11 protein-coding genes are annotated in these 12,990 nt (G+C 60.1%); 5 read left to right on the top strand and 6 right to left on the bottom strand.

Annotation, left to right across the window (positions count from 1 at the left end; genetic code table 11):
* Positions 1 to 21 precede the first annotated feature (21 nt).
* Positions 22 to 1,260, bottom strand: coding sequence for an aminotransferase class V-fold PLP-dependent enzyme (locus Q0899_RS09380; RefSeq protein WP_299192398.1), 1,239 nt, complete (start codon positions 1,258 to 1,260; stop codon positions 22 to 24).
* A gap of 201 nt (positions 1,261 to 1,461) precedes the next feature.
* On the opposite strand from Q0899_RS09380, the gene Q0899_RS09375 reads away from it, so the two are divergent.
* Together Q0899_RS09375 and Q0899_RS09370 are read left to right on the top strand one after the other, a co-directional pair.
* Positions 1,462 to 2,127, top strand: coding sequence for a response regulator transcription factor (locus Q0899_RS09375; protein WP_298296002.1), 666 nt, complete (start codon positions 1,462 to 1,464; stop codon positions 2,125 to 2,127).
* Between the two features lie 79 nt (positions 2,128 to 2,206).
* Positions 2,207 to 3,184: a CoA ester lyase gene (locus Q0899_RS09370; RefSeq protein WP_298355690.1), complete on the top strand. Its 978-nt coding sequence runs from the start codon at positions 2,207 to 2,209 to the stop codon at positions 3,182 to 3,184.
* Positions 3,185 to 3,250: 66 nt separating this feature from the next.
* Here Q0899_RS09370 and Q0899_RS09365 read toward each other — a convergent pair whose 3' ends face one another.
* Together Q0899_RS09365 and Q0899_RS09360 are read right to left on the bottom strand one after the other, a co-directional pair.
* Positions 3,251 to 4,186, bottom strand: coding sequence for a hypothetical protein (locus Q0899_RS09365; RefSeq protein ID WP_299192389.1), 936 nt, complete (start codon positions 4,184 to 4,186; stop codon positions 3,251 to 3,253).
* A gap of 14 nt (positions 4,187 to 4,200) precedes the next feature.
* Positions 4,201 to 5,355 carry a hypothetical protein gene (locus Q0899_RS09360; RefSeq protein WP_299192387.1) on the bottom strand — a complete coding sequence of 385 codons (1,155 nt, stop codon included), beginning with the start codon at positions 5,353 to 5,355 and terminating at the stop codon, positions 4,201 to 4,203.
* 171 nt (positions 5,356 to 5,526) lie between these two features.
* Between Q0899_RS09360 and Q0899_RS09355 the strand changes: the two genes are divergently transcribed.
* From Q0899_RS09355 to Q0899_RS09345, 3 genes are read left to right on the top strand one after another with little or no spacing between them, the layout of a single operon-like run.
* Complete coding sequence (locus tag Q0899_RS09355) at positions 5,527 to 7,932, top strand: FAD-dependent oxidoreductase (protein WP_299192385.1); 2,406 nt, start codon at positions 5,527 to 5,529, stop codon at positions 7,930 to 7,932.
* 4 nt (positions 7,933 to 7,936) lie between these two features.
* Positions 7,937 to 9,478, top strand: coding sequence for a trimethylamine methyltransferase family protein (locus Q0899_RS09350; protein WP_299192383.1), 1,542 nt, complete (start codon positions 7,937 to 7,939; stop codon positions 9,476 to 9,478).
* Positions 9,479 to 9,481: 3 nt separating this feature from the next.
* On the top strand, positions 9,482 to 10,153 hold the full coding sequence (locus Q0899_RS09345; protein ID WP_299192381.1) for a TetR/AcrR family transcriptional regulator: 672 nt from the start codon (positions 9,482 to 9,484) through the stop codon (positions 10,151 to 10,153).
* A 22-nt stretch (positions 10,154 to 10,175) separates the two neighbouring features.
* On the opposite strand, the gene Q0899_RS09340 is transcribed toward Q0899_RS09345, so the two are convergent.
* Genes Q0899_RS09340 through Q0899_RS09330 form a run of 3 tightly spaced genes read right to left on the bottom strand, consistent with a single transcriptional unit; the run spans position 10,176 to position 12,989 of the window.
* Positions 10,176 to 11,510 carry a hypothetical protein gene (locus tag Q0899_RS09340; RefSeq protein ID WP_299192379.1) on the bottom strand — a complete coding sequence of 445 codons (1,335 nt, stop codon included), beginning with the start codon at positions 11,508 to 11,510 and terminating at the stop codon, positions 10,176 to 10,178.
* A complete protein-coding gene (locus Q0899_RS09335; protein ID WP_298296016.1) occupies positions 11,503 to 12,198 on the bottom strand; it encodes an ATP-binding cassette domain-containing protein in 696 nt (231 codons plus the stop codon). The genes Q0899_RS09340 and Q0899_RS09335 overlap by 8 nt, the downstream gene beginning before the upstream one ends.
* Positions 12,195 to 12,989 (bottom strand): ABC transporter permease, encoded by a 795-nt coding sequence (locus tag Q0899_RS09330; RefSeq protein ID WP_298296018.1) that lies wholly within the window; start codon positions 12,987 to 12,989, stop codon positions 12,195 to 12,197. The genes Q0899_RS09335 and Q0899_RS09330 overlap by 4 nt, the downstream gene beginning before the upstream one ends.
* Position 12,990 lies beyond the last annotated feature (1 nt).

Genomic DNA, 12,990 nt, shown 5'->3' with positions numbered 1-12,990 from the left:
TTCTCCCTGAAGATGACGGTCTTATTCGGCGGCGATCGCCCGTCCGTAGTGGCGGTCAAGTGCGGCATCGACGGCTGCTTGATTGAACTCTGCGCCGTGGTCACGCATGGCTTTGCCGAAGCGGGCGACGATGTCCTCGATGGCCTGCTGGCTGAGCAGGTTGAGGATACCGATGCGCACCTGCACCGGCTCGGACAGGGTCGGCCAGATGCCGAAATTCTGGGCGCGGCAATACTGTACCAGCTCCATTTCGCGGCCCGCCATGTCGTAAGGCAGGTTCAGCACGATGAGGGAGGTCATGTTCGATGTGACTTCGCATCCCATGGCGGTGACGGCCTCGCGCAGCGCGGCTTCGTGGAAGGTGTAATCCTTGGCGCGCTGGGCCACAGTTTGTTGCAGCGTGATGCGCAGGGCCTCGTGGAAGGCGGCGACCGCGTAGGCGGAATGTGTGCGGTGATAGGTGCCGGTGGGGGAGTCCTTGCCGTCGATGATGCCCCAGTGGCGGGCCTCCATTACGGGGTGGTGCACGAAGGTGCGGGTGCCGGTTTTCTTTAGCTCCGCAATGTAGCGGTCGGTGAATGATACCGGCGCGTAGGTCAGCGGCAGGCAGCAAATGCCTTTCTGCGGGCAAGAGGCCCAGCCATGCACGCCGGGGTAGTCATCGATGCGGAAATCTTCGACACCGAGGGAGGAGACCGCGTCGACCAGCCCCATTGCGCCGTGCTTTTCGCAAGCGTCCGAGAAGCCTTTGATGTCGTTCACGCGACCAGATCCGGTTTCCCAATGCGCCATGGCGGCCCATTTCGGTTTGTGTTCGGCCAGCGCCTTTTCGACGACCTCGCCGGTCACCGATTGGCCGTGGGGCACGTTAACGATGGTGACGCTGGCGGGCTGTGGGTCCATGGGGTTGGCGGCAAGTTCATCAGCCGTGGCGGCCTTCATGCAGACGGTCAGCCCGTCGATGCCGGAGAAGGTGCCGTTGACGAACATCACGACCGTGTCGCCGGGCATCACCGCGCTGAACATCACGTCGAGGCCGGACCAGCCGGTGCCTGCCACGCCGAAGGTATGGATGTTCTTCGTGCCCATCACCGTGCGCAGCATTTCCTTGCATTGGACCATGCCGCGCAAAACGGCGGGGTGCATGTGGTCGGCAAGACCGGCACCCGCAAAGCGCGCCAGAACGCGGGCATCCGTGTTGCCGGGACCGGGGCCAGCGGCGATGGTCTCAGGAATGTCGAGCTGTGGGTGAATGGTCATGCTATCCTCCGGGCCGGCAATAATGTGTCGTTTCACTACGTTGAGACGGAACATAATGCGGTGGACAAAGCGAACAACGCCCCTTACTCCTGCTTTTGGGTATCTATATGGGTGGTAAAATACCCACCCATAGGTCTAAAAATACCGTTGTATACTGAAATAGTACCCACCCTAATGGGTAGTTTATTTGGAATAGCAATTATGAATCAAAGTGTTGACGGTTTCGCGCGTCCAATCGACGTTATGCTCGCAGATGGCAATCCGCTGGTTTTGTCGGCCCTGTCGGAGATCATCGATCGCGATCCGCGATTCTCGTTGGTGGCCACATCCGCGACGGCGGAAGGGTTTTTGGGCACGGTGATGCGGGTGCCGGTGCAGATCGGGATCATCGACTGGGGGTTGCCGGTGCTGGGCGGCGCCAAACTGATCGAGGTGTTGCGCGAACAGGAAAACGCGCCGCGCATCGTGGTCTATGCCGAAGATACGGGCGACCTGCCTCGGCTGGCCATGACCGCAGGGGCCGCCGCCTTCGCGCCGCGATCCAGCCACGCGGAGGCGCTGTTGGAGACCTGCGTCGACGTGGCGGCGGGCAAGATGGTGTTCCCGTTTCTGGACGTGCGGGAACTGCAATCGGACCCGATCCACCAACTGTCGCGCAAAGAGCGCGCGATACTGGAAGCGCTGTCTAAAGGGCTGACCAACCGGGAGCTGGCGAAGGAGTTGGAAATCTCCATCAATACGGTGAAATTTCATCTGTCCAATTTGTTCGAAAAACTGTCGGTCAAAAACAGGGCGCAAGCGATTGCGTTCTACTACTCCTCCCGGCTGGCGTTGGAGCGTGATGCGGCGGACGGTATACCAAGATAGACCCAAAGATTTCTTGACATAATCGGTCTTCGATCACCTTTCTGCCGCAATATTGTTACCGGCAAGAAAGGCCATTGATATGTCATTCCACCCCATCGAGCAGGCCCCCGGCCGTCTGAATCGTTCCGAGCTTGCTGTCCCCGGTAGCCAGCCGCAAATGTTTGAAAAGGCTGCGGAATCTGATGTTGACGTGATCTTCCTAGACCTGGAAGACGCCGTCGCGCCGGACGAAAAAGAGCAGGCCCGCAAGAACATCATCAAGGCCCTGAACGAGATTGATTGGGGCACCAAATCCATGTCGATTCGGATTAACGGGCTGGACACGCATTACATGTATCGCGACGTGGTCGACATTGTTGAACAGGCTGGCGAGCGGTTGGATTTGATCATGATCCCGAAGGTCGGAACGGCGGCTGACGTCTATGCGGTGGACATGATGGTGACCCAGATTGAGGACGCCAAAGGCTACAAGAAACGCATCGGGTTTGAGCATATCATCGAGACCGCTTTGGGCATGCAGAACATCACCGAAATTGCCGGGGCCTCGAAGCGCAATGAGAGCCTGCATTTTGGTGTGGCGGATTACGCCGCATCGACCCGCGCGCGGACCACGGTGATTGGGGGCGTGAACGAAAATTATGCGGTGCTGACCGACCCCGATGGTGACGGCAACCGGGAGACGCATTGGGGCGACATGTGGCATTACGCGCTTGCACGGATGGTCGTGGCTGCGCGCGCCAATGGGCTGCGCCCGATTGACGGGCCATTTGGCGATTTTCAGGATGCCGACGGCTACCGCGCTGCCGCGTATCGCGCCGCTGTGTTGGGCTGCGAAGGCAAGTGGGCGATCCACCCCAGCCAGATCGCCTTGGCCAACGAGGTGATGAGCCCGTCTGAGGCGGAAATCACCAAAGCGCAACGCATCCTGGAAGCCATGGCCGAGGCGGAAGCGGCCGGCAAAGGGGCCGTGTCCCTAGACGGTCGATTGATTGACTATGCGTCGATCCGGCAGGCCGAGGTTTTGGTGCAGAAAGCCAAACAGATTGCCGGCGGATGACGCGCTAAAAATGGCGGGCGTCGGGGATCCGGGCGCCCGTTTTTACCTTATCCGTCCAATGGTCTTTTACCCAATCCAAGGCAGGAAGACATAAGGGTGGGTAAGCCAAATATGCCAATCATGATTTAGAAACTGCCCCACGAAGATCAGTACGGCGAGGCCAACCCAAATGGAAAACAGGCAGGCAAAACGTATGCCCCTCCCGAAACGCCGGAACAGGCCGGAGCGAGGTTGGCTCAGACGCAGCAAGGCGCGGGCATAAATGCCTGCGGACCAACGCTTTAGAATGACCGAGCTTACAAAGATGTAGAGCGCCGTCATCAGGTCTATCATGCCCCTGATCTGAGCAACCTGGTCGGGGGTCATATTGGCAAGCGGGGGATAAATCCCTTCACCGAAAGCCGGCAGCCCCCGGCTGGCGAATATAGGCAGCGCGAAGAGCAGGGTTACGGCAGCCCACATGACGTAGCCCCACCCCGTCCGGGAAATGATGCGGGTGACCTGCCTCAGTTCCAGCAACGCGAAGGCGCGCCGTTCAACGGCTTGATGGGCAAGCGCGATTGGCAGGTAAACCATGATAACGGCAAAGACCGCTATTCCGATCACTCCCGCCATCGGCCCGACAAAGGCCTGTTCGTACCCTTTGTTGAACGAGTTCTCCCACCCGGCCCACCAAGCAACCAGCCAAAATGAAGCGAACGGGAAGGTTGCCACAAACAATGCGGCGCTTCCCTGTATGCCGGCGCGCGCGTTTCGGGCCAACCCGCCAAACCAACGCGACAGGCCACGGGACGTCTTGGGTCCCAACAACCAGGCGGGCTGATCGGCGTCGGCTACAGTCTGGCCGAGAACAGTCATGGCGCGTTTGCGCATCAGCGTCATAAGCCAACCCAGCAACAAAACCGCGCTCAGCGCGGTGAGGCTCAGCAGCGTTCCCAGGACAACGGACAGAAATGCAGACAGTAGCCGCCCCAAGCGTCGCGGCTTTCGGTGGGTGGGCATGTTATCCGCTGTTGTCACGCGCCGAGCTCAGACAGCACGTCACCTTCGGCCCGTTCGGCCTTGAACCCCATCAGCGCCGCGATTGTCGGGGCGAGCGCGGTTTGATCAACAGGGCGATCCAGCACCTTGTTGCGGGTGATGCCCTTGCCAAATATGAGCGCCCAAATCTCGTGGGAGGAGCGGGAGTTGAAATGGTGCTGGAACGGCAAATCCACCAGCCCGTTCGTGTCCCGCCCGCAATCTGGCACAATCACAAATACGGTGTTGTCTCGGTAAAACGGATCGGCGTCGGTTTGCTTGACGATCCGAGCGATGCCCTCGTCGATTACGGAAATCGCCCGTGTGTAATGCGACGCGTTCCCCCAATGCACGTAGTCCGGGTCCTGGTAGTTGATCATCAGCAACCGGGGCCGCAATTGCGCCAAGGCCCGCACCGCAAGCTCAGTCAGCAGCCTGTCGCCGCGGGGATTTTTGAAGCCGTCATCGCCGTAATGTGCCCGCCAGTCTGCCCAGAATGTATTCACCGCGTCGGATTGGTCAGGAACAATGTCGCGCTGATCTGCGGCCAACAGGTCCCGGTACTGGGTTTCCGCCTCTTGTTGCGCCTTGTCCGTCAGGCCGCCCTCTTCCAGTATCCTCGCCAGCTTGTAGATCTTGTAGCGGTGCAGGCTCAACATTTCTGACCGGAAGTCGATACCGTAATGGCCGTGGACCCCATAGGTGAAGAATTCTTCCTGCGGGCGGTCCTCGCCGTTGATCAGCAGCGCCTCATGCGCTGACAGGTTGAAGTTATGCCGGAGGTATTCAAACAACGTCGGCTCGGTAGGCTCCAACCGATCATCCAGCAGGCGCGAGCCCGCATCGCGGTATGCCTCGTATCGCCCCGTCAGGATGTTGAGCGTGCCCTCGGCATGGGACGTGTTCCCGCCCTTCAGCTGATCTATCTGCATGTCAGGGATCAGCACGCCGCGTGGGGTCAGCACGTTCAGCAGATACGGGGCGTAGGTGCCTTTCGGGTCAATTGTCTCTAGCCTTCGAACGCCGCCCCCAAACCGAATGATCACGACGTTGGGCCCCGCATATGCCGGAGCGGCGCGAATGGGCGAGGCTATGGACGACACCAGCCCCGTTGCCCCCAACCCAATGTTGAACATCCGTCGATCAATCATCCGCCACCCATCACCATTTCCGCGGAGAAAGTTTAGCATGACTTGCCTGCGAGGTGAAATTCGAACCGGTGCGCCGCAGTCCACCTTGGCTCTGGACAGGGCTGTCTAATGGTGCTTGAGTATTGGACAGTGATGAACATAGGGCCGATATTCGGGCGCGCGGGAGGTAGGATGAAAACGCATTATCAAGCGGTGGTGATCGGGGGCGGCGTCGTTGGCGCTTCGGTGTTGTATCATTTGGCCAAACTGGGCTGGAAAGACGTGTGTTTGCTGGAGCGCAGCGTTTTGACCGCCGGCTCCAGCTGGCACGCTGCGGGCGGCATCCATGCGCTGAACGCGGACCCCAACATTGCGGCGCTGCAAGCCTACACAATTGACTTGCTGAGCGAGATTGAAGAGGAATCCGGCCAGAATATCGGGCTGCACATGACCGGGGGCATGACGCTGGCGGGCACGCCCGACCGTTGGGAATGGCTGCAATCGGCCTACCGCACATTCCAGTCCATCGGCATTGACGACTGCCGTCTGATCACGCCCGAAGAGGCGGGTGAGCTATGCCCGATCATGTCCACTGACGGCATCCTTGGCGGCATGTGGGCCGACCGAGAGGGCTATGTCGACACGACCGGCACGGTGCATGCCTATGCGGGGGCAGCCAAGAAATATGGCGCGGAGATTGTCGAGCATAACCGGGTGCTGGAGCTGAACCAAACGGCCACCGGCTGGGAAGTGGTCACCGAGAAGGGCACCATCCAGACCGAACATGTGGTCAACGCAGCCGGGCTTTGGGCCAAGCAGGTGGGCCGCATGGCAGGGATCGAACTGCCAGTGTCGCCGCTGAACCACCATTACCTGATCTCCGACACCATCCCCCAGCTTGAAGAGCTGGATTTCGAAGTGCCGATGACGGTCGACCTGGAAGGGTTCACCTATATGCGGCAAGACCAGACGGGCATCTTGCTGGGCATCTACGAAGTCGACCACCAACATTGGATGATGGATGGCGCCCCTTGGGAATACGGGTTTGAGCTGCAGCAGGAGGACACCGACCGTATCGAACATGAACTGACCCTTGGGTTCGAGCGCTACCCCGCCTTGCAGGACGTCGGCGTCAAGACATGGGTCAACGGCGCATTTACCTTCGCGCCTGATGGCAACCCCCTGGTTGGGCCGGTGCGCGGCAAGCCGGGCTACTGGTGCGCGTGCGCCGTGATGGCGGGCTTTTTGCAGGGCGGTGGTGTCGGGAAGTCCCTGGCCGAATGGATGATCCATGGCGAGCCGGAGGCGGATGTTTACGGCATGGACGTGGCCCGCTTCGGCGACTATGCGGGCAACAAGCGGTTCATCAAGGAAACGACGGGCCAGTTTTACACCCGCCGATTTGTAATGACCTATCCCAACGAGCAATTGCCCGCCGGGCGGCCATTGAAAATGGCGCCGGCCTATTCCGACATGACGGCCGCGGGGTGCCGTTGGGGCGTGAGCGCAGGGCTGGAGGTGCCGCTTTATTTCGCGCTCGACGCTGATTTTGAAGAAACCCCGACCCTCAAACGGTCCAACGCGTTTGACATCGTTGCCGAGGAATGCCGCGCCGTGCGCGAAAAGGTTGGCTTGCTCGATATCTCGGGCTTCTCGCGGTTCGAGGTGACCGGCGACGGGGCAGAGGCCTGGTTGAACCACATAATGGCCTGCACGCTTCCAAAGCCGGGCCGCTCCAAGCTTGCGCCGATGTTGTCGGCTGAGGGAAAGCTCAAGGGGGATTTGACCCTGTTTAACTGGGGCGACGGCACCTGGTGGATTATGGGCAGCTATTACCTGCGCGACTGGCACATGCGGTGGTTCCACGACCACATGGGCAACGACGTCACGGTGCGCGACATCGCAGATGCGACGGTCGGGTTCTCCCTGTCCGGCCCCAACAGCCGCAAGGTTATTGAAAAACTTACGGATGGACCGATTGCCGATTTGCCCTTCATGGGCTGCGGGGCCTTCGACATTGGCCTGATGCGCGCCAAAGTGGGCCGGCTGTCTGTCGCAGGCGAGCTTGGCTACGAGATTCACTGCTCGGCCGCGGAACATATCGCTTTGCGCCACGCTCTGTTGGAGGCGGGGGCTGATCTGGGCATGCGGGAGGTCGGCTTCAACGCCTTGCTGAGCCTGCGGCTTGAGAAGAGCTTTGGCATTTGGTCGGCGGAATTTACCCAAGGCTACACTGCGGGGCAGACCGGCATGGACCGATGGATTGACTGGGACAAGGATTTCGTCGGTAAGTCCGCGGTCGTGGCTGAACGGGACGGCAATGGCCCCGCGCAGAAGCTGGTGACGCTTGAAGTGGACGCGGATGACGCTGACGCCACGGGGTTCGAACCGATCTGGGCGGGTGGCCAGCTGGTGGGTTTTGTCACGTCCGGGGGCTACGGCCACACCGTTGGCAAATCCATGGCCATGGCAATGCTGGACCGAGAGCATTGCGCCGAAGGGACCGAGCTGTTGGTGCATATTGTTGGCGCAGAGCGCTCAGCCCGCGTTATTGCGCCGTCGCCCTACGACCCGGCCGGCGCCGCCATGAGAGGCTGAGCCGTTGGCACCTGCATCCCCAAAAGCCCGCCGCCGCCGCAGGCGGGCTACGTCAGATGCGCCCGTTTTCGGGCGGAAGGTAGATTACCACACCCTGCACAACCCGTTCCCGATCATGTCGGTGTTCTCGGACGATCAGGTCGCCGCCATTCACAACACGGCGCTGCGCACCCTGGAGGAGCTGGGGGTGAAGGTGCTGCTGCCCGAAGCGGTCGAGATATACCGCATGGCGGGCGCCCGGGTCGTGGATGACATGGTTTTTCTTGGCCGGGACATCGTGGACGCCGCAATTGCGGCTGCCCCCAGGTCCATTCAGGGGCGGGCAGGCATCCGCGAAAAAGACCTGACGTTCGAACTTGGCCGGATGATTTTCCAACCCGGAGCGGGCGCGCCGCATGCCACCGACCTGGTGCGGGGACGCAGGCCGGGATCGGCGCAAGACTACGTCGAATACACCAAGCTCAACCAGCATTTCGACGTGCTGCAGATGCTGTCCCCATCGGTGGAGCCGCAAGACGTTCCCACCCACATCCGGCATTACTTCACGACCGAGACGCAGCTGACGCAGTCCAACAAGTTTCCGTTTGTCTTTTCTCGTGGCACACCGCAGGTGATGGATTGCTTTGAAATGCTGCGCGATTTTCGTGGCGTGTCGGACGCGACATTTGCGGCCAATCCGCATTGCTACACGATCATAAACACCAACAGTCCACGTACGCTTGATATCCCGATGGCCCAGGGGCTGATTGACTTCGCGCGCCATGGACAAATGTCCATTGTGACACCGTTCACGCTGATGGGCGCTATGGCCCCAATAACCGTTGCGGGCGCCGTGACGCTCAGCCATGCGGAGGCCCTGGCCGCGATCACGCTGGTCCAACTGGCAAAACCCGGCGCGCCTGTGTGCTACGGCACCTTCACGTCAAATGTAGACATGAGGTCCGGCGCGCCTGCATTCGGGACACCGGCCCATTTCCAAGCCTCTTTGGCTGCAGGGCAGCTTGCACGGTTGACCGGATTGCCATGGCGATCTGCGGCGGGGTCGGCGTCAAACCTGAATGATGTGCAAGCTGCGAACGAGAACCAATTGGGCCTTTGGGGATGTTTGGCGGCGGGGGCGACCGTTTTGATCCACGCGGCGGGCTGGCTTGAGGGCGGGTTGAGCGTGTCTTATGAAAAGATCATCACCGACGTTGAGGTGCTCAACATGGTCGCGGAACTGTGCGCGGGAAAGGAGGCGGGCGTGGATGAAATCGGCTTTGACAACGCCCTGTCCCATGTTGACCCAAGCGGGCACTTCTTCGCCGCTCCGCAGACGATGGAGCGCTACAACACCGAATTTTATGAGCCGCTGGTGCATGACTACGCCAATTTTGGAACGTGGACGGAGCGGGGCGGCCGGGATGCGTCGGAGCGCGCGACGGATGTCTGGCAGGAGATTATCGGGAAAGACGCGGCGGTCGAACGCGATAGCGCGCGGGTGGAGGCGCTTCAGTCCTTTATTGCCAAACGGACCGCCGAAGGCGGCGCGCTGCCCGAAAGCTAGGTTATGTCCCAACGCACAAGTCCGCTCCTTCACCGTGACGATCCTGATCAGGACCCGCTTGTTGGCCATGTAAAGGTGACGCGCCGAGATTGGTTGAACATGGCGCGTGACGTGCTGGTGACCGACGGCGCGGGAGAGATCAAGATATTGGGGCTGGCCAATCGGATGGGCGTCTCACGTTCCAGCTTTTATTGGTATTTCAAGGACCGCGCGGACCTGGAAACGTCCCTCCTCGACGAGTGGGAGGTGCGCAATTCCGCGCAGATCATCCAACATTGCCAGATGCCCGCCAGCAACATCACCGAGGGGCTATGCAATTTCTTCAGGTGCTTCGTTGATACGTCAAAATTCGACCAAGGTCTGGATTTCGCCGTGCGGGAGTGGTCCCGACGCGATCCATCCATTCGGGCCCGCGTGGACAAGGCCGATCAAAGCCGCATCAAAGGCGTGACCGCCTTGTTTGCGGAACATGGATATGAGGGCAGAGACGCCGATGCCCGCGCGCGCATCGTGTATTTCATGCAGCTCGGCTACCACGCGCTGGAAGTCCGCGAAGACATGGACACACGGATGTCGCGGCTCGAGCCCTACATTCGAGGGTTCACCGGGCAAGATCCCGACCGCGCCGCCGTGGCCGCATTTCTGCACGACATCGAAAAGATGGGGTTGGATTGACGCAACAGGCCGCGACCGCCTCTTAGGTCCGTGCCGCCCTAAACATGGAAATGGCTGAGTATACGGCCAGACAGAGCACCAGGGTCAGCGCCAACGTGCCGGGAATGCGCGGGTAGACCGCGGCTTGTGCGGTGCGGGGTGGCACGACAACCTGAAACAGGCTGCGGTTCAGGGCGGCTTCCTGGCCGGCCTCAGCCTGCGCCCTTAGGGCGGTTTGAACGGCGTCCCGTGCAAGGCTCAGTTCCAGCGTCGCGAGCTCGTACTCCATCAAAAGGGCGTTAAGCGATCCAGCGGAGCCACCATCAGGTGCCACAAGGCGGGCGCGTTCATCCGTGATTTGCTGCCGAATACGGGCTTCCAGAGCCGCAGTCTGCCGGGTCTGCTGGCTGTCGCCAATGCCCGCGATTTCGGCCTTTTGAACTTCACTGTTCAACCGTGCGGCTTCGGTCTCGAGATCCTTGATTGTGTTGTAGATGCTCTCGACACGGTTGCGCGGGTCCACTTCCTGATACTTGATTTGCAGGGCTACCAATGCCGCTTGAGCCTCGGCGACCTGATTTTCTGCGGCCAGACGGACTTCAGTTGCATGTGCCTGACGTTGGTCAAAGACCTGTTGACCTAGGGAAAGCACGCGCGACTGCGTATTGCGCAGAACGGCATGCGAGATGTCGATCGCTTGCTCGTTGTCTGGCGCTCTGACGTAGAGGGTGAGCAATCCACTTTGGATGTCCACGCTGGAATTGACGTATCGGTCGAATTGCGTGGTTTTGTTCAGCGACAATATCGGAACCGTGCGGAGGCGCTTGACCGGATCAATAGAAGAGCTGCTGAATTCCGTTATCAGTCCCAGCTCATCTTCCAGTGCATCCATCAGCGCCTGGCTTTGCACATAGGCGTGTGCCCGAAACACTTCCGACAGGTTGGACGGACCTTGCACACCACCAAGAAGACCTGAGCGGGCGGGGGCGCCACGGTCTGCGGATTTGGTGATCGCGATGACTGACCGCGCTTCATAAAGGGGCGTGGCCACGACAAGGACATAGTAGGCGACCAAAAACATCGGGACGATAACGACAGCGAAGAAGAGCCCCAAACGGCTTGCTTTTTTCACCGCCCGGCTTTGAATTTGCGGGCCTTGCGGCGCCTGGAGCGTCGGCGCATCGGTTGTTGTCGACGACAAAAGCGTGAGGGCTGCGGACTTTTTGTCCTGCTTTGCCGTTGCTGCGGTTTGGTTCATTTCTGCCTGCTTTTGACGTATGCGTTGTTCTTTGTCGGCCTCGGCAATCCGAGCCCGTTCGGCGCGCCACGCCTGAATGCGCGCTTCCTCAGCTGCGTCAGTGGGTTTTGAGTTAGACATGGTTGGCCATCTCCATATCGAGCTCTTGTGGCGTCAGTTTGGACAATTCGAGTGCCTCTTGTGCGACTGCAAGATCGGCACATGGTACCAGCCGGCGGTTCAGCAGAACAAGGAATCTGTCGCAATATGTGGCCAATTGTCGGATGTTGCGTGACAAAAACACCAGCCCGCCAATCTTCAGTCTTTCTGCCAATATGGCGTCACATGCCGCGCGATCTGCAGGCTCGCCGACCGTGATTGTTTCATCTGCGATCCATGTGGCAGGGCCGTCGATGGACAGAGAACACGCATAGGCCAGCAGGGCGCGTTGCGTGGGCGACAGGTCCTGCATCACCTTGCTTGGGGCGTATTCCAGCCCGAACACTTCGCGACAAAAGACGATCACAGCCTCCGGCTCAACACCAACTAGGCGCGCAAAGTTGTTGATGTTTTCGTGTACGGTCAGGTTGGGGTGCAGGAAACCCGCAAAGCCGATGGGCCAGCTCACGCGACCCTCGCGGCGGATGGTTCCGACGTCAGGCTGATCAATGCCCGCTAGGAGCCTTGCCAGCGAAGATTTGCCGCTGCCGGGCATGGCGTAGATGCCGACACGCTCCTTCGAGCCGAAGACAACGGACGCATTCTGGAGGATCGGCGGACGTTCCCGAAAGCCCGGTTTCAGCAAACTGACATTGTTCAGCGCAATCATAGCCTGCCCCGCATAATACGCCTCCGGGTCGCAAATCTTTCCAGCGGGATTGACGCAAGATAGAAGGCCGAGGCAACTGCCACGGGGTACCAGACAAGGGCGATCGGAGAGGCGTATCCAAGAAAATATGCCTCCCGCACGATCTCGGTTATGTGCAGGAAGGGGCTATACCACAGGATGTCCCTGACCTGCTGCGACAGGTCCGTCGCAGTATAAAAGATGCCTGAAAGCCAAAAGAGCGGGCGCAGCAGCAAAGGAACCGCACGTGCGAATGCGTCGCTCATCAAGCCAGCCGCCGCAACGAAACGTCCCACGCCGCATCCGATGCCCCAGGCAAGGGCCAGACCGAAGGCAACCCCGGGGAGGGATGCTGGCGTTTGGCTGCCGAAGATCAAGGTGACCCCGCCAAATATCAGCACGGCCGTGGTCAGCATGTTGAAGCTTTCCAACAGCATGGTGGCCGACAGGATATCGTTGTTTGACACCGGGCGCAGGTAGCGCATGTAGCGGTTGGCGGTCAGTGTGCGGCTGAGCGCGGTAACCGTCTGTCGGAAGATCAGGTAGGGCAAAATCCCCGTCGCGATGAAAATCTCGGCGCGCACATGAATGGGCGGCGTGCGTTGCAGCGCCCAGAACAGCGCCACGATCAGCGCGATCCAGACTACCGGGGTGATGTAGGCCCACAGATATCCCAGTTTCCCGCCCGCAAAGCGGGTGCGGCGCTCGCGCTCCATCAGCACGGCGATACGCGTAAACGCGTTCGGAGGGGCGATATGTGTGGCCGCGCTCATC

This window comes from uncultured Litoreibacter sp., from assembly GCF_947501785.1.
In the GTDB taxonomy this organism is placed as follows: Bacteria; Pseudomonadota; Alphaproteobacteria; order Rhodobacterales; family Rhodobacteraceae; genus Litoreibacter.
Note: the sequence above shows the minus strand (reverse complement) of the source record. Positions and strands in the feature narration are given on the sequence as shown.

Coding starts and splice junctions, on each gene's coding strand:
- Q0899_RS09355 (WP_299192385.1), top strand. CDS start 5,527: ATGAAAACGCATTATCAAGCGGTGGTGATCGGGGGCGGCGTCGTTGGC.
- Q0899_RS09370 (WP_298355690.1), top strand. CDS start 2,207: ATGTCATTCCACCCCATCGAGCAGGCCCCCGGCCGTCTGAATCGTTCC.
- Q0899_RS09340 (WP_299192379.1), bottom strand. CDS start 11,510: ATGTCTAACTCAAAACCCACTGACGCAGCTGAGGAAGCGCGCATTCAG.
- Q0899_RS09380 (WP_299192398.1), bottom strand. CDS start 1,260: ATGACCATTCACCCACAGCTCGACATTCCTGAGACCATCGCCGCTGGC.
- Q0899_RS09360 (WP_299192387.1), bottom strand. CDS start 5,355: ATGATTGATCGACGGATGTTCAACATTGGGTTGGGGGCAACGGGGCTG.
- Q0899_RS09365 (WP_299192389.1), bottom strand. CDS start 4,186: ATGCCCACCCACCGAAAGCCGCGACGCTTGGGGCGGCTACTGTCTGCA.
- Q0899_RS09335 (WP_298296016.1), bottom strand. CDS start 12,198: ATGATTGCGCTGAACAATGTCAGTTTGCTGAAACCGGGCTTTCGGGAA.
- Q0899_RS09330 (WP_298296018.1), bottom strand. CDS start 12,989: ATGAGCGCGGCCACACATATCGCCCCTCCGAACGCGTTTACGCGTATC.
- Q0899_RS09345 (WP_299192381.1), top strand. CDS start 9,482: ATGTCCCAACGCACAAGTCCGCTCCTTCACCGTGACGATCCTGATCAG.
- Q0899_RS09375 (WP_298296002.1), top strand. CDS start 1,462: ATGAATCAAAGTGTTGACGGTTTCGCGCGTCCAATCGACGTTATGCTC.